This is a genomic window from Pseudomonas proteolytica (genome assembly GCF_007858275.1).
GTDB lineage: Bacteria > Pseudomonadota > Gammaproteobacteria > Pseudomonadales > Pseudomonadaceae > Aquipseudomonas > Aquipseudomonas proteolytica.
In genome coordinates this window covers 1-24799 of record NZ_VFEV01000029.1, presented here as the reverse complement: position 1 = coordinate 24799, position 24799 = coordinate 1, and the positions used below count along the sequence as shown (strand labels likewise).

The 24799-nt window shown below is 61.3% G+C and carries 24 protein-coding genes and 1 other RNA gene; 12 read left to right on the top strand and 13 right to left on the bottom strand.

Translation table 11 applies throughout. The features are described 5' to 3' along the window. Positions 1 to 8: 8 nt before the first annotated feature. The 4 genes from FIV38_RS19975 to FIV38_RS19960 are packed head-to-tail and all read right to left on the bottom strand — an operon-like array spanning position 9 to position 3571. Entirely contained in the window at positions 9 to 494 is a 486-nt protein-coding gene (locus tag FIV38_RS19975; protein WP_029289513.1) for a DUF4442 domain-containing protein, read from the bottom strand. Further along, complete coding sequence (ubiH, locus tag FIV38_RS19970) at positions 487 to 1674, bottom strand: 2-octaprenyl-6-methoxyphenyl hydroxylase (RefSeq protein ID WP_029289515.1); 1188 nt, start codon at positions 1672 to 1674, stop codon at positions 487 to 489. Before ubiH ends, FIV38_RS19975 begins: the two co-directional genes overlap by 8 nt. After that, a complete protein-coding gene (gene pepP, locus FIV38_RS19965; protein ID WP_029289518.1) occupies positions 1671 to 2993 on the bottom strand; it encodes a Xaa-Pro aminopeptidase in 1323 nt (440 codons plus the stop codon). The genes ubiH and pepP overlap by 4 nt, the downstream gene beginning before the upstream one ends. 20 nt (positions 2994 to 3013) lie before the next feature. After that, the gene (locus FIV38_RS19960) at positions 3014 to 3571 is read right to left on the bottom strand and encodes a YecA/YgfB family protein (protein ID WP_092231264.1); all 558 of its coding nucleotides are present in this window, start codon (positions 3569 to 3571) and stop codon (positions 3014 to 3016) included. Positions 3572 to 3708: 137 nt separating this feature from the next. On the opposite strand from FIV38_RS19960, the gene FIV38_RS19955 reads away from it, so the two are divergent. From FIV38_RS19955 to FIV38_RS19940, 4 genes are all read left to right on the top strand, one after another. Continuing rightward, entirely contained in the window at positions 3709 to 3918 is a 210-nt protein-coding gene (locus tag FIV38_RS19955; protein WP_007982902.1) for a TIGR02449 family protein, read from the top strand. Continuing rightward, positions 3915 to 4232, top strand: a complete 318-nt coding sequence (locus tag FIV38_RS19950) for a cell division protein ZapA (protein ID WP_092231267.1) — start codon at positions 3915 to 3917, stop codon at positions 4230 to 4232. The genes FIV38_RS19955 and FIV38_RS19950 overlap by 4 nt, the downstream gene beginning before the upstream one ends. A gap of 30 nt (positions 4233 to 4262) precedes the next feature. Next, positions 4263 to 4441, top strand: a non-coding RNA gene (ssrS, locus tag FIV38_RS19945) — 6S RNA. 56 nt (positions 4442 to 4497) lie between these two features. Then, entirely contained in the window at positions 4498 to 5133 is a 636-nt protein-coding gene (locus tag FIV38_RS19940) for a 5-formyltetrahydrofolate cyclo-ligase (protein ID WP_092231270.1), read from the top strand. Positions 5134 to 5135: 2 nt separating this feature from the next. Here FIV38_RS19940 and FIV38_RS29995 read toward each other — a convergent pair whose 3' ends face one another. After that, on the bottom strand, positions 5136 to 5285 hold the full coding sequence (locus tag FIV38_RS29995; RefSeq protein ID WP_092231272.1) for a hypothetical protein: 150 nt from the start codon (positions 5283 to 5285) through the stop codon (positions 5136 to 5138). A 195-nt stretch (positions 5286 to 5480) separates the two neighbouring features. Here FIV38_RS29995 and FIV38_RS19935 point away from each other — a divergent pair, with 195 nt between their 5' ends. The 4 genes from FIV38_RS19935 (at position 5481) to FIV38_RS19920 (ending at position 10868) form a co-directional block, all read left to right on the top strand. Further along, positions 5481 to 5930 (top strand): EVE domain-containing protein, encoded by a 450-nt coding sequence (locus FIV38_RS19935; protein ID WP_029289534.1) that lies wholly within the window; start codon positions 5481 to 5483, stop codon positions 5928 to 5930. Positions 5931 to 6070: 140 nt separating this feature from the next. After that, positions 6071 to 7036, top strand: a complete 966-nt coding sequence (locus FIV38_RS19930) for an HlyD family secretion protein (protein WP_029289536.1) — start codon at positions 6071 to 6073, stop codon at positions 7034 to 7036. Then, positions 7033 to 9750, top strand: a complete 2718-nt coding sequence (rbbA, locus tag FIV38_RS19925; RefSeq protein ID WP_092231276.1) for a ribosome-associated ATPase/putative transporter RbbA — start codon at positions 7033 to 7035, stop codon at positions 9748 to 9750. Before FIV38_RS19930 ends, rbbA begins: the two co-directional genes overlap by 4 nt. Further along, positions 9750 to 10868, top strand: coding sequence for an ABC transporter permease (locus FIV38_RS19920; protein ID WP_070994018.1), 1119 nt, complete (start codon positions 9750 to 9752; stop codon positions 10866 to 10868). The genes rbbA and FIV38_RS19920 overlap by 1 nt, the downstream gene beginning before the upstream one ends. A 333-nt stretch (positions 10869 to 11201) precedes the next feature. Here FIV38_RS19920 and FIV38_RS19915 read toward each other — a convergent pair whose 3' ends face one another. After that, a complete protein-coding gene (locus FIV38_RS19915) occupies positions 11202 to 11609 on the bottom strand; it encodes a flagellar basal body-associated protein FliL (protein WP_029289542.1) in 408 nt (135 codons plus the stop codon). Positions 11610 to 11758: 149 nt separating this feature from the next. Here FIV38_RS19915 and FIV38_RS19910 point away from each other — a divergent pair, with 149 nt between their 5' ends. Together FIV38_RS19910 and glpT are read left to right on the top strand one after the other, a co-directional pair. Next, the gene (locus FIV38_RS19910) at positions 11759 to 12739 is read left to right on the top strand and encodes an NADPH:quinone oxidoreductase family protein (RefSeq protein ID WP_029289544.1); all 981 of its coding nucleotides are present in this window, start codon (positions 11759 to 11761) and stop codon (positions 12737 to 12739) included. A 275-nt stretch (positions 12740 to 13014) separates the two neighbouring features. Further along, entirely contained in the window at positions 13015 to 14352 is a 1338-nt protein-coding gene (gene glpT / locus FIV38_RS19905; protein WP_029289546.1) for a glycerol-3-phosphate transporter, read from the top strand. On the opposite strand, the gene FIV38_RS19900 is transcribed toward glpT, so the two are convergent. After that, positions 14336 to 15001, bottom strand: coding sequence for a gamma-glutamylcyclotransferase (locus FIV38_RS19900; RefSeq protein WP_029289548.1), 666 nt, complete (start codon positions 14999 to 15001; stop codon positions 14336 to 14338). The genes glpT and FIV38_RS19900 overlap by 17 nt on opposite strands. A gap of 41 nt (positions 15002 to 15042) precedes the next feature. Continuing rightward, a complete protein-coding gene (locus FIV38_RS19895; RefSeq protein WP_092231278.1) occupies positions 15043 to 17430 on the bottom strand; it encodes a TonB-dependent receptor plug domain-containing protein in 2388 nt (795 codons plus the stop codon). A gap of 326 nt (positions 17431 to 17756) precedes the next feature. Between FIV38_RS19895 and FIV38_RS19890 the strand changes: the two genes are divergently transcribed. After that, a complete protein-coding gene (locus FIV38_RS19890) occupies positions 17757 to 18233 on the top strand; it encodes a sn-glycerol-3-phosphate transporter (protein ID WP_070994021.1) in 477 nt (158 codons plus the stop codon). A 143-nt stretch (positions 18234 to 18376) separates the two neighbouring features. Here the strand turns inward: FIV38_RS19890 and FIV38_RS19885 are convergent, their stop codons facing one another. The 5 genes from FIV38_RS19885 to FIV38_RS19865 form a co-directional block, all read right to left on the bottom strand. Beyond that, positions 18377 to 19345 (bottom strand): CDP-6-deoxy-delta-3,4-glucoseen reductase, encoded by a 969-nt coding sequence (locus FIV38_RS19885; RefSeq protein WP_029289554.1) that lies wholly within the window; start codon positions 19343 to 19345, stop codon positions 18377 to 18379. After that, positions 19345 to 20811, bottom strand: a complete 1467-nt coding sequence (gene ubiD, locus FIV38_RS19880; RefSeq protein ID WP_029289556.1) for a 4-hydroxy-3-polyprenylbenzoate decarboxylase — start codon at positions 20809 to 20811, stop codon at positions 19345 to 19347. The genes FIV38_RS19885 and ubiD overlap by 1 nt, the downstream gene beginning before the upstream one ends. A gap of 158 nt (positions 20812 to 20969) precedes the next feature. Then, complete coding sequence (rho, locus tag FIV38_RS19875) at positions 20970 to 22229, bottom strand: transcription termination factor Rho (RefSeq protein ID WP_003176825.1); 1260 nt, start codon at positions 22227 to 22229, stop codon at positions 20970 to 20972. 233 nt (positions 22230 to 22462) lie between these two features. After that, positions 22463 to 22792: a thioredoxin TrxA gene (gene trxA, locus FIV38_RS19870; protein ID WP_029289563.1), complete on the bottom strand. Its 330-nt coding sequence runs from the start codon at positions 22790 to 22792 to the stop codon at positions 22463 to 22465. Between the two features lie 120 nt (positions 22793 to 22912). Beyond that, a complete protein-coding gene (locus FIV38_RS19865; protein WP_029289565.1) occupies positions 22913 to 23614 on the bottom strand; it encodes a FadR/GntR family transcriptional regulator in 702 nt (233 codons plus the stop codon). Positions 23615 to 23869: 255 nt separating this feature from the next. Between FIV38_RS19865 and FIV38_RS19860 the strand changes: the two genes are divergently transcribed. Then, a complete protein-coding gene (locus tag FIV38_RS19860) occupies positions 23870 to 24655 on the top strand; it encodes a transporter substrate-binding domain-containing protein (protein WP_070994024.1) in 786 nt (261 codons plus the stop codon). Positions 24656 to 24799: the final 144 nt, after the last annotated feature.

Below are 24799 nucleotides of genomic sequence, written 5' to 3'. Positions count from 1 at the left end.
TCCATGCTTTATGCCTGCTTCGCTGGCGGCTTGCGCCGCACGTAAAGGGTTTTGTCGACTCGCGCCACCAGGGTGCCGGAGCCGTCGTGAATCTGCACTTGGAGGCGCGGCAAGTATTTATCGCCGCCCTCGGTCTGCCGCAGCACCTCATCCAGCAAGGCCTGGTCGATAGAGAATTCGGCAAACACCGGGCCTTTGCCCGGCGAGATGAAATCGATGCTCGCCGCTTTGTCCCAGACGATGTAGTCGCGCCCCAGGTTCTCCATCAGCATCAGCATGTAGAACGGGTCGACCATCGAATACAGGCTGCCGCCAAACTGCGTACCGACATAGTTGCGGTTGTACCAGCCCAGCCCCATCCGCACCTTCACATGACGAAAGTCCGCGCTCATATGCTGCACGCTGATCCCTGCGCCCAGATACGGCGGGTACAAGGTCATGACCCAACGCAGTAACCGCGCCTTGCCCAGGCGCTCGATCAGCCACTTACGCATCAGGACGCGTACCCAGGCCCATCGCCTGCCGGGCGAACCAGCGCTTGGCCGGCGGCAACAGGTCCAGGCCCAGCAGGCCGAGGTTACGGCCCATGGCGACCAGCGGCTGGCCGCTGCCGAACAGGCGGGTGACCTGATCAGAGAAGCCCACGGTCATCTGCTGATCCAGGCGCTGGCGTTCGCGGTAAGCCTGCAAGGTCGCCAGGTCGCCCGGCACCGCCGGCCCGGCCAGCAAGGCCTCGGCCAACGCATAGGCATCACGCAGGGACAGGTTGAAGCCCTGGCCGGCAATCGGGTGCAGGCTGTGGGCCGCGTTGCCGAGGATCACCAGGTGCGAGCGCACCTGCTCCTCGGCCTCCACCAGCGTCAGCGGATACAAGTGACGCGCGCCGACCTGTTTCAAGGTGCCCAGGCGGTAGCCGAACACACCCTGCAATTCACTGAGGAAGCTGCGCTCATCCAACTGCGCCAAGCGCTGGGCATCCATGCCGACACGGGTCCAGACCAGCGCGCAACGGTTGTCCGCCAGTGGCAGCAGGGCCATCGGGCCTTCGTCGGTGAAACGCTCGAACGCCTCGCCGTTGTGGGCTTCGCTGGGGGTGATGTTGGCGATCAGGGCGCTCTGGTTGTAAGGCCGTTGCTTGACGCCAATGCCCAACTGCTCGCGCAGCCCGGAGCGGCCGCCATCGGCCAATACCGCCAGGTCGCATTCGATGACGGTTTCATCGTTGAGGGTCAGGCGGTAGCCGTCGGCCAGCGGCTCCATGCGGCTGACTTCTGCCGGGCAGCGCCAACTGATCACGTCTTTGTCCAGGCCTTGCCACAGGCACTGCCCGAGCCAGGCGTTTTCCACCACATAGCCCAGGGCCGGCACGCCCTCCTCCAGCGCCGACAAGCGTGCGGTAGAGAAGCGGCCACGATCGGAAACATGGATTTGCTTGATCGGCTCGGCACGCCGGGAAATGTCCTGCCATACGCCCAGGCGTTGATAGATCTGCCGCGCACCAAAGGACAGCGCCGAAGAGCGGGCGTCGTAGCTCGGCTGATAGCTGTCGCCGGGAGCAAAGGGTTCGATCAGCACGATCTTCCAGCCCCGGGCCTTGGCCCCGGCCTGCAACGCCAGCGCCAGGCTGGCGCCCACCAGGCCGCCGCCGATAATGGCCAGGTTGACCCGGCTCATCGGGCTGCTGCCATCAGTGCTTCGATCTCGGCCACGCCCTTGGGCACGCCACCGGTCAGAATTTCACAGCCTTGCTTGGTCACCACCACGTCATCCTCGATGCGCACGCCTATGCCACGCCATTTCTTTGCCACGTTCTGGTTGTCCGGGGCAATGTAGATGCCCGGCTCCACGGTCAGGGCCATGCCCACTTCCAGCACCCGCCATTCGCCGCCGACCTTGTACTCGCCGACATCATGCACATCCATGCCCAGCCAATGCCCGGCGCGGTGCATATAGAACGCCTTGTAGGCTTCGCTGGCGATCAGCTCATCCACATCACCCTGCAACAAGCCCAACTTCACCAGCCCGGCGGTGATGACTTGCACCGTCGCCTCATGGGCCTGGTTCCAATGCTTGTTCGGCGCGATCTGCGCAAAGGCGGCTTCCTGGGAGGCCAGCACAATGTCGTAGATCGCCTTCTGCTCGGCGGAAAACTTGCCATTGACCGGCCAGGTGCGGGTGATATCGCTGGCATAGCAGTCGATTTCACAACCGGCGTCGATCAATACCAGGTCGCCGTCCTTGAGCAGCGCGTCATTCTGCTGGTAGTGCAGGATGCAACTGTTGCGCCCCGACGCGACGATGGAGCCATAGGCCGGCATCTTCGCCCCGCCCCGGCGGAACTCGTAGTCCAGCTCGGCTTCCAGGCTGAACTCATGCAACCCTGCACGGCTGGCCTGCATCGCCCGGATGTGAGCGGCGCAGGAAATCCGCGCGGCTTCGCGCATCACCTTCACTTCTGCGGCGGATTTATACAGGCGCATGTCGTGCAGCAGATGATCCAGGGCAACGAATTCGTTCGGCGGCTGCGCACCGAGGTGCGCCTTGGAGCGGATCACGTTGATCCATTCCATCAGGTGCCGGTCGAATTCGGCATTGCTGCCCATGGCCGAGTACACCCGGTCCCGGCCTTCGATGAGGCCGGGCAGGATGTCGTCGATATCGGTGATCGGGAAGGCATCGTCGGCACCGTATTCGCGAATCGCGCCTTCGGTGCCGGCGCGCAGGCCGTCCCATAATTCGCGCTCGGCATTGCGTTCGCGGCAGAACAGCACGTATTCGCCGTGAATGCGCCCAGGCATCAGCACAATCACCGCTTCGGGCTCGGGGAAGCCGCTCAGGTACTGGAAGTCGCTGTCCTGGCGGTACACATGCTCGACATCACGATTGCGGATCGCCACGGCGGCGGCCGGCAGGATCGCGATGCTGTTGGGTTCCATCTGCGCCATGAGCGCCTTGCGGCGGCGGGTGTATTCCGCTTTGGGGATATGGATCATGGGCAGGTGGGTTCCCTCTCTTAGTGCAGCGACGGCTTGGGCGCTGCGGGCTCAGCAGACTTTTTGGTCTCGGTGAACAGCAGCAGCGGCGCGACGCGCAGGTATTCCATGACTTCCATATAGGCGCCTTCGCCGTCTTCGGACTCTTCCAGGGCATCTTGCACCTGGGAGATGGCGGCCAGGTCTTGCAACACTTCCTTGGCGTCGGTGCTCAGTTCCAGGCCGCCGGCGTTCACGCCAAAGCCATGGAGGAAACCCTGGCACCATTGGCCCAGAGCCGCAGCACGCTCGGTGAGCGGCGCGTCGTCGGTTGGCAGCAGCAGGACTACGGTGACGTCATCACCGGTCAGTTCGCCTTTAACCATTTCTTGCAAACCGATCAACGCATTGCGCACGTTTTCGGTAGGCTCGGTTTCCAGCAGCTCGGCCACGTCGGCCAGCCAGTTATCGGCGTCAAAACCGACGCCGGTGCAGCTGCGGCCCAACAGCACGCCATGCAGTTCGGCGGGCGAGCAAGGGTGGCCGCTGGTGCTCAGCAGTTTGGAAAAAGCGTCGTACGGGGAATTCTGAATAGGCATGATGAGCTAGGCGCCAGGCGGCGCGATGTCTAGAATGAAGCGCTGTATCCTAGCACCGGCAGACGCACCCGACTATCAAGGGCGTCAGATCGTTTATCCTGCAGTTGCCATTCATCAGACAAATCCAGTGGAACCCAATGGAAGACACCGACTTGCAAGCGCTGATGGCCAGACTCGAATTGCTAATTACCCGGGTCGAGCAACTAAAGAGTCAAAACGGACTCCTATTAGCTCAGGAAAAGACCTGGCGCGAGGAACGCGCGCACCTCATTGAAAAAAACGAAATCGCCCGGCGTAAGGTCGAATCGATGATTTCGCGCCTGAAGGCCCTGGAGCAAGACTCATGAGTTCAAGCAATAGCGTCACCGTGCAGATTCTCGACAAAGAGTATTCAATCATCTGCCCCCAGGAAGAACGCAGCAACCTGATGAGCGCTACCCGCTACCTGGACGGCAAGATGCGCGAGATCCGCAGCAGCGGCAAAGTCATCGGCGCCGACCGTATCGCCGTGATGGCCGCACTGAACATTACCCACGATTTATTGCATAAGCAGGAACGCCCGGACGTACAGGCCAGCGGCTCGACACGCGAGCAAGTGCGTGACCTGCTTGAGCGTGTCGACCTGGTACTTTCTACCGATCAGGAACCACCCAAGGGCTGATTGCCGCGTCTATTTGGGGTATACTCGCCTCACTCCCTGGCGTGCTTGCCAGTCGGCGATGTCCCTGAGCCGATTCGCACTACCCTGGAAGTTGCACGTTGGGCTGGTGTGCATGTCCGCTAGACGGAAAGCCTTAAAGCCTACTGCATCTTCCACCTTGAACTTTCGGGTTCAAGGGCTAAGTCGACAGCGGTTCTGTCGGGGAGCCTGATTCCCAAACTCAATGCCAGTCCCCGGACTGGCATTGTTGTATGAGCCGACCACCATGACCGAACCTGCGCCGCTTTCCCGTCCGCAACTTCGACGCATGTTGCGCAATGCCCGCCGCGCCCTGACGCCGAGCGAGCAGCGCCGGGCCGCCATTGGCCTGTATCGGCAACTGGCACAGCACCCGCTGTTTCGCCGGGCCAAACATATTTCCCTGTACCTGCCGACGGATGGCGAAATCGATCCGCGCCTGCTGCTGCGCGCAGCCCAGCGCCGGGGCAAGGCCACCTACCTGCCGGTGCTCAGCGCCTGGCCACGGACCAAGATGGTGTTCCAACGCGTGAGCCCCAGGGAAAAGCTTGCGCCCAATCGCTTTGGCATTCTTGAGCCACGGGTCAATGTCGGGCGCCAGCGCAAGGTCTGGGCCCTGGACCTGGTGCTGCTGCCATTGGTGGGGTTCGATGATGCGGGCGGGCGACTGGGCATGGGCGGCGGCTTTTACGATCGCAGCCTGGCGTACCTGGCGCGCCGTTCGTCGTGGCGCAAGCCAACGCTGCTAGGGCTGGCCCATGAGTGCCAGAAGGTCGAACGACTGGCGCAGGCAAGCTGGGACGTGCCGTTGAATGGCACCGTTACCGATAAAAGATGGTATGTCGCAGAGGGGACGCCGCTGGAATCAACGGCGCCGAAATAGCGTCAACGCTTGAAGGTTTGTTGCTGCTGCTGTGCAAATTCAACGGGCGCTTCGGTCTTGTTCGACCACAGGCTTTGCGCATACCCGGTGGTCACGACGCCCAGACCGAACAAAATAACCAAAATCCATAGTAAATCCGGTTTGCGTTTCATCGATTGCCCCCCTTCAGGCATATCACACACGATGACAGCAACGTTCCAAAGTAGTCCGTTCCAGCTGCGTCAAGCTTAAAATCCCGGCATTCTGCGTTAACGTGAACCAACACGCAAACCTTGGCGTCAACCGACCGTCGGTTTGTCATGAAATTGACAGACAACCTGCCCAATCCCCTGTGAAGGAGCAAAACCATGGCCTATTGGCTGATGAAATCCGAGCCCGATGAGCTGTCCATCAAGGGCCTGGAAAAACTCGGCGAGGCGCGCTGGGATGGCGTGCGCAATTACCAGGCGCGCAACTTCCTGCGGGCCATGGCGGTCGGCGATGAGTTCTTCTTCTACCACTCCAGTTGCCCGGAGCCGGGGATTGCCGGCGTAGGGAAAATCATCGAAGCGGCTTACCCCGACCCGACCGCGCTGGAACCTGACAGCCATTACTTCGATGCCAAGGCCACACCCGAGAAAAATCCGTGGAGCGCCATCACCGTTGCCCACGTCAAGACCTTCCCCAAAGTCCTCGGGCTGGGCTACCTCAAGCAACAGACCGCCCTGGCTGAAATGCCCCTGGTGCAAAAAGGCAGTCGCCTGTCCGTGATGCCGGTGACAGCCGAGCAATGGGCGGCGGTAATGGCCCTGCGCTAACCCCCCCTGGCCAAAGAAGCCCTCCATCAACACCTCAACACCGCATCATAAAGAGCGGGTCAGGGATTCATTTGACCGGTATCAACGGCTATCGGTTACGATCCCGGCAAACTAGGACGCTAACACCGCAGGATGCACCCATGTCGACGTCACATCGCAGTTCGCAATTCTTCGCCTTTCTCCTGATTTTGCTGTTGGTCGCCGCCGGCGGCTTCGGCTACTGGAAGTCCACCCTCGACCGCCTGCCAGAAGGCTTGAGCATGGGCAACGGCCGGCTGGAATCCACCGAAGTGCAGATCGCCACCAAAATCCCCGGCCGCCTGGCCGAGGTGCGGGTCGATGAAGGCGACAAGGTGCTCAAGGGCCAACTGCTGGCGCGTATCGACACCCGCACCCTGGAAGCCCAGCGTTCCCAGGCTGAAGCCGAAGTGCTGCGCGCCAAGGAAAATTTCGCCGCCGCCGAAGCCAACGTGCAACTGCGCCAAAGCGAAAACCTGCTGGCCAGCCAGGAACTCAAGCGCACCCAGGAACTGTACCGACGCGGTTTTGCCAGCGCGCAGTTGATCGATCAGCAACAGGCCCGCCAGAACACCGGCAACGCGGCAGTGGTCGCGGCCCAGGCCCAGGTGAATGCGGTCAAGGCCGCCATCGGTGCCGCCCAGGCCCAGGTGGCGCAACTGACCAGCGAGATCGACGACAGCAGCCTGCGTGCGCCCATCGACGGCATCATCCAGTTGCGCCTGGCCGAACCCGGCGAAGTGCTCGGGGCCGGCGGGCGGGTGTTGTTGTTGATCGACCCGAATGACCAGTACATGAACCTCTACCTGCCCGCCTCGGTCACCGGTCGCCTGACCGTGGGCAGCGAAGCGCGGATCGTGCTCGATGCCCTGCCGGATCAGCCGTTGCCGGCAAAAATCAGCTTTGTCGCGGCCAAATCCCAGTTCACCCCCAAAGAAGTGGAAACCCGCGACGAGCGCCAGAAACTGGTGTTCCGCGTCAAGCTGCGCCTGACTCAACCCAGCGCCGTGCCCCAGGCCAAGCCCGGCATGCCCGGCGCCGGCTACGTGCGCACTGCCGACCTGGACTGGCCGGCCAACCTGCAATGAACGGCCTGGCGCTGCACGCCACGGGTATCAACCACCGCTACGGCAAGCAACAGGCACTGATCGACATCGCCTTCAGCCTGCCGGCCGGCACCCGCTGCGGGCTGATCGGCCCGGATGGCGCGGGCAAGTCGAGCCTGCTGGGCTTGATCGCCGGGGTTAAAAAGCTGCAGGCCGGAGACTTGCAGGTGCTGGGCGGCTCCATCGAAGACCGCCGCCACCGCAACAGCCTGTACCCGTTGATCGCCTTTATGCCCCAGGGCCTGGGCGGCAACCTGTATCCCGAGCTGTCCATCAGCGAAAACATCCGCTTTTTCGCCACCCTGTTTGGCCTATCCAAAGCCGACTGCGACCAGCGCATGCACAACCTGCTGCTGGCCACTGACCTGGCGCGCTTCGCCGACCGCCCGGCGGGCAAACTGTCGGGCGGGATGAAGCAAAAACTGGGGCTGTGCTGCGCGCTGATCCACGATCCGGATCTGTTGATCCTTGATGAGCCCACCACCGGCGTCGACCCATTGTCCCGCCGCCGCTTCTGGGAGCTGGTGGAAACCGTACGCAGTGAACGCCCACAACTGACGCTGCTGGTGGCCACGGCCTACATGGAGGAAGCCGAGCAGTTCGAACATTGCCTGATGCTCGACCGCGGCAAGCTGATCGCCGATGGCCTGAGCCGCGACCTGGCGGCTGTCACGCCCAGCGGCAAGCTGGACGAAGCCTTTACCCATTTCCAGGGCGACAGCGCGCACAACAACCAGCCGCTGGTGATCCCACCTCGGGCGAACGACAACACTGATATCGCCATCGAAGCCCACGACCTGACCCTGCGTTTTGGCGACTTTACGGCGGTGAACAAAGTCAGCTTCGCTATTGGCCGTGGTGAAATCTTTGGCTTTCTCGGCTCCAACGGCTGTGGCAAGACCACCACCATGAAAGTCCTCACCGGGCTGATGCCGGCCAGCGAAGGCAGCGCCACACTGCTGGGCAACCCGGTGAACGCCAAGGACCTGGCGACCCGCAAGCGCGTGGGCTTCATGTCCCAGAGCTTCTCGTTGTACGGCGAGCTCAGCGTGCGCCAGAACCTGGTGCTGCACGCACAACTGTTCGACCTGCCCAAGGCTGACAGCGGCCCGCGTATCGAAGAGTTGATCCAGCGTTTTGACCTGGGCAGCGTCGCTGAGCAACCCTCCGGCGAGCTGCCCCTGGGTTTGCGCCAGCGCCTGTCCCTGGCCGTGGCGGTACTGCATCGCCCGGAAGTGCTGATCCTCGACGAACCCACGTCCGGGGTGGACCCCGCCGCACGTGACGATTTCTGGCGCCTGCTGGTGGAGCTGTCCCGCGAGCAAGGGGTGACGATTTTCCTCTCCACCCACTTTATGAACGAAGCCCAGCGCTGCGACCGTATTTCCTTGATGCACGCCGGCAAGGTGCTGGCCTGCGACACGCCGCACGCACTGCAACAACAATTCCACGGCGAGACCCTGGAAGCCGCGTTCGTCACCTGCCTGGAGCAAGCCCAGCAAGCCCCGCAAGCCGACGCCCCCAGCGCGACCGTCAGCACGCCGACTACGCCGCCCGTCAGCAAGCGCGGCTTCAGCCTGGCGCGCCTGCTGGCGGTGGCCAGCCGTGAAGGCAAGGAACTGCTGCGCGACAAAGTGCGCATGGCCTTTGCCCTGCTCGGGGCGATTTTCATGATGGTGATCTTCGGCTACGGCATTTCCCTGGACGTGGAGAAGCTTGCCTTCGCCGTGTACGACCAGGACCAGACACCCCAAAGCCGGGCCTACCTGGAAGCCTTTCGCAGTTCACGCTACTTCGCCGAACAGCCGCCGATCACTGATTCGGCCGAGTTGCACCGGCGCCTGCAGCGCTCGGAGATCAAACTGGCCCTGGAAATTCCACCCGGGTTTGGCCGCGATCTGTACGCCGGACGCCAACCGGCGGTGGCCGCCTGGCTTGATGGCGGCATGCCGTTTCGCGCCGAGACCAGCCGCAATTATGTAGAAGCCGTGCACCAGGCCAACCTCCAGCAATTGGCCGAACTCAACAGCACACCACGGGCCCAGCCGCCTGCGGCCAAACTGGAAACGCGCTTTCGCTACAACCAGGACGTGGTCAGCGTCAATGCCATCGGCCCCGGCGTGATGGCCCTGATCCTGGCCTTTATCCCGGCAATGCTCACTGCCCTGGGCATCGTGCGTGAGAAGGAGCTGGGTTCGATTACCAACTTCTACGCCACGCCGCTGACCCGCCTGGAATTCCTCCTCGGCAAACAGGCGCCGTATCTGGTCATCAGCCTGATCAACCTGGCCTTGCTGGTGGCAATGAATCGCTGGCTGTTCGGCGTGCCGTTCAAGGGCAGCGCTCTGACCCTGGCCTTTGGCGGGCTGCTGTACGTGCTGGCGACCACCAGCATGGGCCTCCTGATTTCCGCGTTCACCCGCACCCAGATCGCCGCGATCCTCGGCACCATGATCATCACCAGCCTGCCGACCATCCAATTCTCCGGGCTGATCGTGCCGCGCTCGTCCCTGGAAGGGGCGGCCGCGCTGATGGGCATGCTGTTTCCTGCCGGTTACTTCCTGGATGTGGCCGTCGGCACCTTCACCAAAGCCCTGGACTTGCGCCAGTTGTGGCCGCAGTGCCTGGCGCTGTTCGGGTTTTTCCTGGGGTTCACTGGGCTGAGCCTGGTCATGCTTAAGAAGCAGGAGGCCTGATGCACAAGTTCGCCCATATCCTGCGCCTGGGAATCAAGGAACTCACCAGCCTGCGCCACGACAGTGTGTTGCTGTTGTTTCTGTTCTACGCCTTCACCGTCGCCATCTATATGCCAGCGGCCGGCTCGGTGATTGGCGTGCACAACGCAAGCGTGGCCTTTGTCGATGAGGACCACGGCCAATTGTCGCGCCAGTTGGCCGAAGCCCTGCAGCCACCGGAATTCCAACCCGCCGTGCCACTGGCCTACGACCAGTTGGACAAGGTCATGGACAGCGGCCAGTACACCTTCGTGATCAACGTGCCGGCCAATTTCCAGGCAGACCTGTTGGCCGGGCGCCAACCAAGCGTACAGGTCAACGTGGATGCCACGGCGATGAGCCAGGCCTTTATGGGTGCGGGTTATATCGGGCGGATTTTCCAGCGCGAACTGCTGACCTACAGTGGCCAGCCTGACGCCAGCCAGCGGGCGCCGGCGGCCCTCACCACCCGGGCGTTGTTCAACACCAACCTGGAAGGCGGCTGGTTCCTGGCGGTGATCCAGATCGTCAACAACATCACCATCCTCGCCATCGTACTGACCGGCACGGCGCTGCTGCGCGAGCGCGAACACGGCACCCTCGACCATCTGCTGGTGCTGCCGCTGACAGCGCTGGAGATCATGCTGGCGAAAATCTGGAGCAACATGCTGGTGGTGGTGCTGTGCACCTGGCTGTCGCTGGAAGTGGTGGTCAAGGGCATGCTCGGCGTGCCGCTGGCCGGGTCGTTGAGCTTGTTCCTGCTGGTGACGGCACTGTACCTGTTTGCCAGCACCGCCCTGGGCATCTTCCTGGCCACCCTCGCCCGTTCGACGCCGCAATTCGGTCTGCTGGCAATCCCGGTGATCATTCCGATGCTGCTTCTGTCTGGCGGCAGCACGCCGCTGGACAGCATGCCCGAATGGTTGCAATGGGTGATGCAGGGCTCGCCGTCGACGCATTTTGTGAGCTTGAGTGCGGCGATTCTGTTCCGGGATGCGGGAGTAAGCGTGGTGTGGCCGGACTTGCTGGCGCTAGCGGCGATTGGGTTGTTGTTTTTTGCGGTGGCGTTGGCCAGGTTCAGGAAAAGCCTGGCGTCTTGAGGTGCCCGCAAGGCCGTCATCGCAGCATCGGTATCTACACAACTTTCAGAAACTGACGAACTTCGCTGTGGCGAGCGGGCTTGCCCCGCGCTGGGCTGCGAAGCAGCCCCAAAAAGCCCCCCGCGTTTCTTCAGATAAACCGCGATGGCCGGGTTTAGGGCTGCTTCGCAGCCCAGCGCGGGGCAAGCCCGCTCGCCACAACAACGCTATCTGCCTGGATTTAGGCGTTGCGGCAAAATTGTGTAGATACCTATGGTCATCGCAGGCAAGCCAGCTCCCACATTTTGAGGGTGAGCACCGTCAAATGTGGGCACCGGCTTTTCAGCGCGGGCTTTACTGGATGATCAAGTTGTTGAACAACAGGTCCTCAACCACCGGCTTGCCGGTTTCGTCGTTCATCACTTGTTGGGTCTGCTTCAACGCTTCCTGGCGCAACTTCTCTTTGCCTTCGACACTGCCCATGCTCTCGACAGTCTGCTGGGTAAACAACGCCACCAGTTGGTTGCGAATCAACGGTTCATTGGCCTTGATCGCCGCCGCCGCTTCCGGGCCGGTCACGCGCAGGGCCACATCGGCCTTGTACACCCGCAGTTTCGGGCCGCCATCCAAGGCGTAGTTGCCCACAAAAGGCGGCGTCAGGCTGTAATAGCTGACCTTCGGCGCTTCGCCTTCCTTGGCTTCTTCGGCATGGGCCGCCATCGGCAACGTCAGGGCCAGCATCAACAGGATCCACGCTTTCACAGTTCATTCCTCAAATTCGGTTGCCAGTAGCATAACGCTAGCAAGGCAGAGCACAAGCTTATGGCGACTTATCAGGCCGGGGCATGCTCGTTGACCCGTGACCTTACCCACCTACACTTATCGGCCAATACGCCAAAAGGAATAGTCCGATGAAAGCCGTGCTGTGCAAAGCCTTCGGCCCTGCCGAAACCCTGGTGTTGGAAGACGTCGCCAGCCCCGCGATCAAGAAGAACGAGATCCTGCTGGATGTGCATGCCGCCGGGGTGAATTTCCCAGACACGCTGATCATCGAGGGCAAGTACCAGTTCAAGCCACCCTTCCCGTTCTCGCCGGGTGGCGAAGCGGCAGGCGTGGTCAGCGAAGTCGGGGAAAAGGTCAGCCACCTCAAGGTCGGCGACCGGGTCATGGCGTTGACCGGCTGGGGTAGCTTTGCCGAGCAGGTCGCTGTACCGGGCTATAACGTACTGCCGATCCCGCCGAGCATGGACTTCAACACCGCCGCCGCCTTCAGCATGACCTACGGCACCTCGATGCACGCGCTCAAGCAGCGCGGCCACTTGGTGGCCGGCGAGACCCTGCTGGTACTGGGTGCGTCCGGTGGCGTGGGGCTGGCCGCTGTGGAAATCGGCAAGGCCATGGGCGCCCGGGTGATCGCTGCCGCCAGCAGCGCCGACAAGCTGGCTGTGGCCAAGGCGGCGGGTGCCGATGAGTTGATTAACTACAGCGAAACCAACCTCAAGGATGAAATCAAGCGCCTGACCGATGGCAACGGCGCCGACGTGATCTACGACCCGGTAGGTGGCGACCTGTTTGACCAGGCCATCCGCGCCATCGCCTGGAACGGGCGCCTGTTGGTGGTGGGCTTTGCCAGCGGGCGTATTCCTGAGTTGCCAGTGAACCTGGCGCTGCTCAAGGGCGCGGCGGTGGTCGGGGTGTTCTGGGGCTCGTTCGCCCAGCGCCAGCCCCAGGATAATGCGGCGAATTTCCAGCAACTGTTCAGTTGGTATGCCGAGGGGAAGCTGAAGCCACTGGTTTCGCAGGTGTACCCGCTGGATAACGCCGCCCAGGCGATCAATGACCTGGGGCAGCGCAAGGCGGTGGGCAAGGTGGTCGTCCAGGTCCGCCACTGATCTGTGGAGGAGCTGGCTTGCCTGCGATAGCGGTCCGTCAGCTCCACCTGTTTAGCTGAGCCACCGCTATCGCTGGCAAGCCAGCTCCTACAGTTGAGTCGCGGGGTTCTGAGGAATTTGATTACGACGCATATTTATCTATTAGCGACATGTTCGTAAAAGAACATGCAATTACTCCAGTTTCCTGTGTTTGCAGATAAGAGGCGATGCTATTTTCGGTAACGAAACTGTAACATTCGCATCCGCAGTCAAAACAAGAAATTTGGAGCTCTTGAATGTTTGCTTTCTTTCGTCCTGCCCCTCATCAGGCACCCCTGCCTGAAGAAAAGATCGACAGTACCTACCGACGACTGCGCTGGCAGATCTTCGCCGGTATTTTCTTTGGCTACGCGGGTTACTACCTGCTGCGCAAGAACTTCTCCCTGGCCATGCCGTATTTGATCGACGAGGGTTACACCCGTGGTCAACTGGGCCTGGCCATGTCGGCGATCGCCATTGCCTATGGCCTGTCCAAGTTCCTCATGGGCCTGGTGTCCGACCGCTCCAACCCGCGCTACTTCCTGCCTTTTGGCTTGCTGGTGTCGGCGGGGGTGATGTTCATTTTCGGTTTCGCGCCTTGGGCCACCTCCAGCGTGACCATGATGTTCATTTTGCTGTTCATCAACGGCTGGGCCCAGGGCATGGGCTGGCCGCCGAGCGGACGGACCATGGTGCACTGGTGGTCGCAGAAAGAACGCGGCGGCGTGGTGTCGGTGTGGAACGTGGCGCATAACGTCGGTGGCGGCCTGATCGGCCCGCTGTTCCTGCTGGGCATGGCCTGGTTCAACGACTGGCACGCGGCGTTCTATGTACCGGCCACTGTCGCCCTGGCGGTAGCGGCGTTTGCCTTCATCACCATGCGCGACACCCCACAGTCGGTGGGCCTGCCGCCTATCGAGAAGTACAAGAACGACTACCCGGAAGGTTACGACGACAGCCACGAAGACGAATTCAGCGCCAAGGAAATCTTCGTCAAGTACGTGCTGCGCAACAAAATGCTCTGGTACATCGCCTTCGCCAACGTGTTCGTGTACCTGCTGCGCTACGGCGTGCTGGACTGGGCACCGACCTACCTCAAGGAAGCCAAGCACTTCACGGTCGACAAGTCGTCCTGGGCGTACTTCTTCTATGAGTGGGCAGGGATTCCGGGCACGCTGCTGTGCGGCTGGATGTCAGACAAGATCTTCCGTGGCAACCGAGGCCTGACCGGCATTGTGTTCATGGCGTTGGTCACCGTGGCGACCCTGGTTTATTGGCTCAACCCGCCAGGCAACCCGATGGTCGACATGATCGCGCTGTTCTCCATTGGCTTCCTGATCTACGGCCCGGTGATGCTGATCGGCCTGCAGGCACTGGAGCTGGCGCCGAAGAAAGCCGCCGGTACAGCCGCAGGTTTTACCGGCCTGTTCGGTTACCTGGGCGGTTCGGTAGCGGCCAGTGCGGCCATGGGCTACACCGTGGACCACTTCGGCTGGGATGGCGGCTTTGTGCTGCTGATCGGCGCGTGCCTGTTGGCTATCGCGTTCCTGATTCCTACGCTGTGGCACACCAATAGCGTCAGCTCGGCGCGTTAATCGCCGCGACGCCTTTGGCACATCGCTTGAGCCGCGCCTCCAGATTCTTGTCTGGCATGGCGTGGCTACGCAGGGCGTTGACGGTCTGCTCGACATAATCGCGAGTAGTGCCGTAGCGCCCGCAAGCGCTGGCGAATACCTGGTTCAGCACGCTGTCGGGCAAGTTGCCGGCGTAGCTGGGCAAGTGCCGCTCCAGCACAAAACCCAACGCCTGCACCTGACTGCCGTCTTCAAGCCGGCAACTGAGCCAATGTGGCCGATACGAAGGGTAAGGCATCTCCCGCTGCCACAAGGCATAGAGCGAAGCCTCCAGCTGCTCCTCCGGCAGGCGATAGGCAAAGCCACTGCACGAGCCGCCGCGATCCAGGCCAAACACCAGCCCCGGCAACTCCGGCGTACCCCGATGCTCGTGGGACCACAGGTACAGGCCCCGGTGATAACCGTGGACCCGTGCCCGCAGGCGCTGGGTGGCCGAACACTCGGGACGCCAGATCAGCGAGCCGTAGGCAAACAACCAGACCGGCCCACCCTTGTGCAGGCCCATGGTGGCCTGCATCGAGCTCATCAATTGTTCGTGAGTGAGTTGCGGCCCCAGATCGAGCCGCGGAGGGTAAGCCAATTGCAGAAGTTCGGATTCAATAACGGTCATGGCGGATCGCTTAGGTCTCCTTTCTCGGAAATGAAGAGCTACTACCAGTTATAGGCGACTTTACCGTAATAGAACGCGCCGCTGTAACCGTAAGGCGAAAAAGTGCTATAGGCCAGGTTGCCGCCACTGCTGGCGTAGGCATTGAGCTTTTCCGGGTACTTATCGGTCACGTTGTCGCCGCCCACGGTGAAGGTCCAGTTGTGTAATGTGTAGTCAGCCGACAAATCCAGCACCCAGGCGGCCTTGAAGGTCTGGTCATTGACCTTGTCCGCCTGGTAGCTGGTGAATTCGCCATAGCGCACCAGATTGCTGTGCAGCGCCCAATTGCCGAAGGTGAAATCGTTGCCCAGGCTCAGCTTGTGCTGGGGCGTGGTGTCGCCCAGCAGACCGATGCGCTCGCGCCGGTCGACCCGCACCAGGTTGGCGCCCAGGCTATCGAGAATGGCCGGGTTGGCCTTCACGTCCGTGACCTTGGTGTGGTTGTAGTTGTAGCCCACGGTGCTGTTCCAGCGGATGCCGTTGTCCAGTTGGTAGCGGTAGTTGGCCACCAGGTCGACGCCGTCGGTGCTGGTGTCCGTAGCATTGGTGAAGTAGCGGGCGGTGGTGTAGTCGATATTGCCGACGCCATTGGCTTGCAGATAGGCGCGTGTCGCCGCGTTAAGGGCAAGGTTGGACGACAGGCTTATGCGGTCGCGGATGTCGATGCGGTAGACGTCCGCCGTCACCGTCAGGTTATCCGCGGGCTCCAGCACCAGGCCCAGGCTGTAGTTGCGTGACTTCTCGGCCTTGAGGTCTTCGGCGCCAAGCAAACGCGCCACCTGGCTGTTGGCCGGGAAGGTGCCGGCTTCCTGGATGGTGTTGCCGATCAACTGCGACGAGGTGTAGGCAAAGTTCTGCTGGGCCAGGGACGGCGCGCGGAAGCCATTGGAAATACTGCCGCGCAGGGCCACTTGCGGGGTGAAGTCATAGCGCGCCGACAGCGAGCCGCTGACGTTGGAGCCGAAGTCGCTGTAGTCCTCATGGCGCACCGCCGCCGAAACCCCGAGCTTCTCGGTGAAGTTGGTTTCCAGGTCCAGGTACTGCGCCCAGTTGTGGCGCGAGGTGCTGCCGGCGTCGGCATCGCGGAAACCGCCGAGGCCTGAACTGCCGGTCTGGTAATAGGAGGCCGGCTCACCGGCTTCAATCTCATAGCCCTGGTGCAGGTATTCGCCGCCGAATGCCACCGATACCGGGTACGGCAGCCAGCCCAGGTCAAACTCACGGGACAGGTCCAGGCTGAGCTGCTTCTGCTCGTTGCTCAGGGTGCCGTTGTCGAATTTGCGCGGCGTCGCCAGGCCCAGGGAGGTGTTGATGGTTTCGGTGTGCAGTTCGTACTGGTTCTTGCCGTAGTTGGCCGACAGGTCGTAGTGCCAGTCATACGCCAACTGCCCGCGCAGGCCGGCCACCAGCGAGGTATCTTCGAGGCTGCCACGGATCAGCGGCAGGTAGCCATTGGGGTTGAGCGCCGGGAGGTTGTTGGACGCATTGCTCGCCCGGTAGAACGCCGCCGTCTCGCCACGCCGCTTGCTGTAGCCGCCAAAAGTGTAGAACTCGGCAGCTTCGTTGAAAGCGTAGCCAGCGTTCAGCCACAGCTTGCCTTCGTTGGTCGAAGGTTCGCCCTGGCGGAACACCCGCTGGCCGTACGTGGTGGAACCGATGCTGGCCGGGCGGTAATCGTGGCCGGCGCGGTTGGTGTAGTCATTGTCGGCACCTTCGGCCGAAAGGTTGATAAACCCGTTCTCGCCTACGGCCAGGCCGGTGTTGCCGCTGATGTTGCGCTGGATCCCGTCGCCTTTCTTGTATTGGCCGAACTTGCTCGAAACCGAGCCGCCGTGGTCGGTCTGCTTGAGGATCACGTTGATCACCCCGGCAATTGCATCGGACCCGTAGCGCGCCGACGCGCCATCACGCAGCACTTCAATATGGTCGACCGCCGACAACGGGATGGCATTCAAATCCGCCGGGGCCGAACCGCGGCCGACCGCACCACCCAGGTTGACGAAAGCGCTGGTGTGGCGCCGCTTGCCATTGACCAGCACCAGCACTTGATCCGGCGACAGGCCGCGCAGTTGCGCCGGGCGCACCAGTTCGGCGCCGTCCACCAGGCTAGGGCGGGGGAAGTTGATAGAAGGAATCAGCCGCGCCAGTACCGCGCCCAGCTCATCGGAACCGCTGCTGCGCAGGCTTTCGCCGGAAATCACATCAATAGGTGATAGTGACGCGCTGGCCGTGCGCTCTTGGGCGCGGGTACCCGTGACGATCACGGTGTCGAGTTTTGGCGTTTCGGTCGCCGCCGCTTCAGCGGCGATCACTGGATTGAATCCCACGGCGGCCAGCAAATTGGCTGACAAAATCGCCGTGTACAGCGCGTGCCTGTTGTAGCTCCCCATACCGCTCCCCTTGGAATCAAAAGTCAGAACGTCAATGCCCTGAGTTCATACGATCGATCCGTGTGGCGGACGGTGGCGGTCATTTACTGGTTAGTGGCAGATAGTCGGTAGCCCGATGACATATAGCTTAATGATATTCATCTTGACGAATAAATATCTTTTAAGAATAAGCAACAGCATAAGCAACAGACCCCGTTCATCAGGATTGCTCCAGAAAATCCCGCTACTTTCAGCGCCCGTTCAGCCTTTGGGCAGAGCGAGCCCTCAAAATAGGCCCGCGTCACGACCCACTTAGCCGTGCATCCACCGACTATCGAGGTCGCCCCATGAAAAACCGACTTTCCGGCCTGCTGCTCCTGGCACAGGCCACCACCGCCCTGGCCGCCGAAGCGCCGGCCAACGACGACAAAGGCTTCTGGTACGCCCAGACCAGCGTCTACACCCGGCACTTTGCGCCGGATCCCGAGCACAACAACAACCAGGACCTGATCGGCCTGGAGCGTAATGACGCTTCGGGGTGGGTGTATGGCGGTGCGACCTTTCGCAACTCGTTTCGCCAGCGCTCGTACTACGCGTACGCAGGCAAGCGCTACGACATGAGCGACTATCCGGTGTATCTGAAGCTCACCGGCGGGGCGATCCAGGGCTATCGCGGCAAGTATCGCGACAAGATTCCGCTGAACCGCTACGGCGTGGCGCCGGTGATCATTCCGTCGGTGGGAACCCACTATGGGCCGGTAGCGGCGGAATTCGTATTGCTGGGGTTCAATGCGGCGATGGTGACCACAGGTGTGCGGTTCTGACACCGACAGACGTGAGTAGACACAATCCCCTGTGGGAACCGGGCCTATGTGGGAGCGGGCTTGCCCGCGAATGCGGTGTGTCAGTCAACACAGCCAGCGACTGATTCACCGCTTTCGCAGGCAAGCTCACACACCGTTTGAAGTCAGGAGCGTGGTGCGTAGGCAAACACGTCGGCGCGCATCTGGTGTGCATCCATGCCGGCGTTGACCAGCGCATCCAACGTGCCATAGATCATCGCTGGCGAACCGCTGGCGTAGACATGCACGCCCTTGAGGTCGCTGATGTCTTCACACACCGCCTCATGCAACAAGCCACAGCGCCCTTCCCAACCGCACAAGTCACTGACCACTTTGTGCAGGAACAGATTGGGCAATTGCTGCCATTGCTCCCAATGCTCCACCTGATAGAAATCATCTGGTTGGCGCACGCCCCAATACAGGTGCACAGGGTGCTTGAAACCGCTGGCCCGGCAGTGCTCGATCAGGCTGTGCATCTGGGCCATGCCGGTGCCGGCCGCGATCAACACCAGCGGCCCGTCGGGCAGTTCGGCCAGGTGGGTATCGCCAAATGGCAGTTCGACCCGCGCCATCTGGTTACGCTGCAACTGCTCGATCAGGCTGCGGGCGCTGTCTTCACGCACCAGCACATGCAGTTCCAAATCGCGCCCGGCATGGGGCGCCGAAGCCAGGGAAAACGCCGACTTCTCGCCGTTTTCGCGCTCGATCATCAGGTACTGGCCCGCGTGATAGCGCACCGCCTTGCCGGCCGGTGCCCGCAGGCGCACGCGCCACACGTCGCCCCCCAGGTCCACGCACTCGCTCAACTGGCAGGCAAGTTTGCGCACCGGCAACTCTCCCGGCGCCAGCACGCCATCCCATAGCACGATGCAATCCTCCAAGGGCTCGGCGATGCAGGTATAGAACTCGCCATGATCGCGCACCTCACCGGCTTGTTGCACCCGGCCCTCGACCAACAGGGCCGCACAGACGTGGCACACCCCATTACGGCACGCCTGCGGGCATTCATAGCCCAGGCGCCGCGCGCCTTCAAGAATCCGCTCGCCGGGCTGCAAGTCGAGGACCGCACCGGAAGGTTGCAGGGTTACACGCATCAATCTATTCCCAATTCTTTCCACATCGCATCGACACGCGCCGTCACGGCTTCATCCTTGACGATCACCCGGCCCCACTCCCGGGTGGTTTCACCCGGCCACTTGTGAGTGGCATCCAGGCCCATCTTCGATCCCAGGCCCGACACCGGCGAGGCAAAGTCCAGGTAGTCGATCGGCGTGTTATCGATCATCACCGTGTCGCGCTTGGGGTCCATGCGCGTGGTGATGGCCCAGATCACGTCGTTCCAGTCCCGGGCGTTGATGTCGTCGTCGGTGACAATAACGAACTTGGTATACATGAACTGTCGCAAAAACGACCACACACCGAGCATGACGCGCTTGGCATGGCCCGGGTACGACTTCTTCATGGTCACGATGGCCATGCGGTACGAGCAGCCTTCCGGCGGCAGGTAGAAGTCGGTGATTTCCGGGAACTGCTTCTGCAGGATCGGCACGAACACTTCGTTCAGCGCCACACCGAGGATCGCCGGCTCATCAGGCGGCCGGCCCGTGTAGGTGCTGTGGTAGATCGGTTTGACCCGGTGGGTGATACGCTCGACGGTGAATACCGGGAAGCTGTCGACTTCATTGTAGTAGCCGGTGTGGTCGCCATACGGGCCTTCATCGGCCATCTCGCCCGGATGAATCACGCCTTCGAGGATGATTTCGGCGGTGGCCGGTACTTGCAGGTCGTTGCCACGGCACTTCACCAGCTCGGTGCGGTTGCCGCGCAGCAGGCCGGCAAAGGCGTATTCGGAAAGGCTGTCGGGCACCGGCGTCACGGCGCCGAGGATCGTCGCCGGGTCGGCCCCCAGGGCCACGGAAACCGGGAACGGCTGGCCCGGGTGCTTCTCGCACCACTCACGGAAATCCAGCGCCCCACCACGGTGGCTCAACCAACGCATGATCACCTTGTTGCGGCCGATCACTTGCTGGCGGTAGATGCCCAGGTTCTGGCGGTCCTTGTTCGGGCCCTTGGTGACGGTCAGGCCCCAGGTGATCAGCGGGCCGACGTCGCCGGGCCAGCAGGTCTGCACCGGGAGCATCGCCAGGTCGACATCATCGCCTTCAATGACCACTTCCTGGCATACCGCGTCCTTGACCACCTTGGGCGCCATGGCAATGATCTTGCGAAAGATCGGCAGCTTCGACCACGCGTCCTTCAGGCCCTTGGGCGGCTCGGGCTCCTTGAGGAACGCCAGCAGCTTGCCGATTTCGCGCAGTTCGCTGACCGACTCGGCGCCCATGCCGAATGCCACCCGGTCGGGCGTGCCGAACAGGTTACCGAGCACCGGGATATCAAAGCCTGTGGGGTTCTCGAACAGCAGCGCCGGGCCCTTGTTGCGCAAGGTGCGGTCGCAAATCTCAGTCATTTCCAGGACCGGGGACACCGGCACCTGAATACGTTTCAACTCTCCGCGCTGCTCAAGTTGCTGCACGAAATCCCGAAGATCCTTGAATTTCATTAACCATGCCACCCGTAAAATAGGCGTACATCCTACCTGTTCTGAGGGCGGCTGGCAGCCCTATCGGCGGCGCAATTGCCGGCCGGGTGTCGTTAAAAACCCCAGGCAAAAAAATGGCGCCCCTGGGGGCGCCATTCTTTCGGACCTGAAACGCTGTATTACTTGCGTTTCATCGACAGGAAGAACTCGTCGTTGGTCTTGGTGGTTTTCAGCTTGTCGATCAGGAACTCGATGGCAGCGACTTCGTCCATCGGGTGCAGCAGCTTGCGCAGGATCCACATGCGCTGCAGTTCGTCGTCGGCCGTCAGCAACTCTTCGCGGCGGGTGCCGGAGCGGTTGATGTTGATGGCCGGGAACACACGCTTTTCAGCGATGCGACGGTCCAGAGGCAGTTCCATGTTGCCGGTACCCTTGAACTCTTCGTAGATCACTTCGTCCATCTTCGAGCCGGTTTCAACCAGCGCGGTGGCGATAATGGTCAGCGAGCCGCCTTCTTCGATGTTACGCGCGGCGCCGAAGAAACGTTTCGGCTTCTCCAGGGCGTGGGCATCGACACCACCGGTGAGCACTTTGCCGGAGCTCGGGATCACGGTGTTGTAGGCACGGGCCAGACGGGTGATGGAGTCGAGCAGGATCACCACGTCCTTCTTGTGTTCGACCAGGCGCTTGGCCTTCTCGATCACCATTTCGGCAACCTGCACGTGGCGGGTTGGCGGCTCATCGAACGTCGAGGCAACCACTTCGCCGCGCACGGTGCGCTGCATTTCGGTCACTTCTTCCGGACGCTCATCGATCAGCAGCACGATCAGGTGAACTTCAGGATTGTTACGCGCGATGTTCGCTGCAATGTTCTGCAGCATGATGGTCTTACCGGCTTTCGGCGGCGCGACGATCAGGCCACGCTGGCCTTTGCCGATCGGGGCGCACAGGTCGATCACACGACCGGTCAAGTCTTCGGTGGAACCGTTGCCGGCTTCCATCTTCATGCGCACGGTTGGGAACAGCGGCGTCAGGTTCTCGAAGAGAATCTTGTTCTTCGCGTTCTCCGGGCGATCGAAGTTGATCGTGTCGACCTTGAGCAGGGCGAAATAACGCTCGCCTTCCTTTGGAGGGCGGATCTTGCCAACGATGGTGTCACCGGTGCGCAAGTTGAAGCGACGGATCTGGCTCGGCGAGACGTAGATATCGTCTGGGCCGGCGAGATAGGAGGCGTCTGCAGAGCGGAGAAAGCCGAAGCCGTCCTGGAGAATCTCCAGCACGCCATCACCGGAGATTTCCTCGCCGCTTTTCGCGTGCTTTTTCAGCAGGGAGAAAATCACGTCCTGCTTGCGCGAACGGGCCATATTTTCTATGCCCATTTCTTCGGCCAGTTGGAGCAGGTCGGTAATCGGCTTTTGCTTGAGTTCAGTCAGATTCATATAGGAATGACGTAATCATTTATAGAGGGGGGGAATTAAGCTTTTGGCTTAATGAGGCCGCGCCGCAGAGAAGGCGACAGGATCGCGTACTAATCGAAAGGAATGCGTCGGCGACGGCTTGCAGGGGGCAGTGGAGAAACCAGTGCGGGGCCGAATGTACCACCTGAATTTCAGAGCGTCTAGCCCTGCTTTACGAAAAAGCCCCGCAATTTGCGGGGCTTTTTTTACGACGCTTAGATGTTGGCGTCGAGGAATGCGGCCAGTTGCGACTTCGACAGTGCGCCAACCTTGGTGGCTTCGACGTTGCCGTTCTTGAACAGCATCAGGGTCGGGATACCACGTACGCCGTGCTTGGCCGGGGTTTCCTGGTTCTCGTCGATGTTCAGCTTGGCAATGGTCAGTTTGCCTTCGTAGGTGGTTGCGATGTCGTCCAGGACCGGAGCGATCATTTTGCAAGGACCGCACCACTCAGCCCAGTAGTCAACCAGCACCGGGCCCTGGGCCTGCAGTACTTCGGCCTCAAAGGTCGCGTCGGTGACGTGCTTGATAAGATCGTTGCTCATGGATGTCTCCGGGTTGTAAGCAAAAAAAACGTTGCCCATCATAGCTGCCCTTCCTTCGTTCAGGAAGCCGCCGCTGATTGACTCTTGCTATCGAATGCCATCATTTTGGGTATTACCGATTCAGGATGTTACCGGTGTGACAAAGGCGATGCCCGTGCGCAAGGCGGCGTTACGCACGTGCTCCTGCATGGCTTTTTGCGCCGCCGCGCTGCTGCGCCGGGCCAGCGCACGGAGGATCTTGCGGTGCTCCTGCCAGGTCTCCATCGCCCGCTCCGGTCGGATGAACGGTAGTTTCTGGCTTTCCAGGAACACCTCGGCACTGGCGCTGAGGATGCTCACCATCGCCTGATTGCCACTGGCCAACAGGATGCGCTGGTGAAAAGCGAAGTCCAGCCGCGCGGCGGCCTCGAAATCACCGGCCTTGAGCTCCCGGCGCATGGCCTGGACATTGTCTTCGAGCCAATCCAGTTCCCCAGTGGTCAGCGTCATGGCCGCCAGCCCCGCCGCAAACCCCTCCAGGGCATAGCGCAACTGGAAGATATCCAGCGGGCTGGCCTGGGCCGTAAACGGCCAGGCCACGCCGTTTATCTCGGCCGCCGGCGGCGCCTGCACAAATACGCCCTTGCCCGGTTGCACGCTGACCAGCCCCAGTGCGCTGAGCGACGACAAGGCCTCGCGCAAGGAAGCACGACTGACCCCCAATTGCATCGCCAGGTCCCGCTGCGAAGGCAAGGCATCGCCAGGGCCGAAGCCCTGCTCCTTGATCAGTTTGCGGATAGCTTGCAAGGCCGCTTCCGGTACGGCTTGGGCGATGGAATTCATGGAAAACCCGAGGTTTCAGTCAACAGTGGGCCTAGTTGTAAAGCTATTCTCGGCAGCCGGCAAGCCACGCCCCAAAGGGGCTCGCGCGGTTTTGCCGACGCTCGAAAAGGGTGCGAAACCAGACCTGACTGTTCAGACCAGTCAGACCGCCGCACGCCTCGTAAAACCTGCCTTGCAGGCGTTTCAAAGCACCATGGCACGGGCTGTGCACTGGCAACACTCAGAAAATCCCTTCGCCCTTTTCGGAGAGTTGCCATGACCAAGCGTTGCAGCGTCCTGCTCACTGCCTTGTTTGCCAGCCTGATGCTCAGCCAGGCACCTGCCCAGGCCAATGGCCTGGACGATATCGTCGCCCGTGGCACCCTCAAGGTTGCCGTACCCCAGGATTTCCCACCATTCGGTTCGGTGGGCCCGGACATGAAACCACGCGGCCTGGACATCGACACCGCCAAACTGCTGGCCGAGCAACTCAAGGTCAAACTGGAACTGACCCCGGTCAACAGCACCAACCGCATCCCGTTCCTCACCACCGGCAAAGTGGACCTGGTGATTTCCAGCCTGGGCAAGAACCCGGATCGCGAGAAGGTCATCGACTTTTCCAAGGCCTACGCGCCGTTCTATCTCGCAGTGTTCGGCCCGCCTGACGCGGCCATTGCAAGCCTCGATGACCTCAAGGGCAAGACCATCAGCGTGACCCGCGGCGCCATTGAAGATATCGAGTTGAGCGCGGTCGCCCCCAAGGAAGCCACGATCAAGCGCTTCGAAGATAACAACTCGACCATCGCCGCCTACCTCGCCGGCCAGGTGGACCTGATCGCCAGTGGCAACGTGGTGATGGTGGCGATCAGTGAGCGCAACCCCAAGCGTGTGCCGGCGCTGAAGGTCAAGCTCAAGGATTCGCCGGTGTATGTCGGGGTGAACAAAAACGAGCCGGCACTGCTGGAGAAGGTCAACCAGATCCTGGTCAGCGCCAAGGCTGATGGCAGCCTGGAAAAAAACGCGATGCAGTGGCTGAAAGAACCATTGCCTGCAGATCTCTGAAGCGGAGCTGATTGATGGCCTATCAACTAGACGCCCCAATACCCACCGATAAAAACACCGAAAACTCAAGGTTTTAGGAATATTTTCAGCGTTATTCCGAAAGTATTACCACCCAATGTGGACAGTATGTGGACACTAACCGTG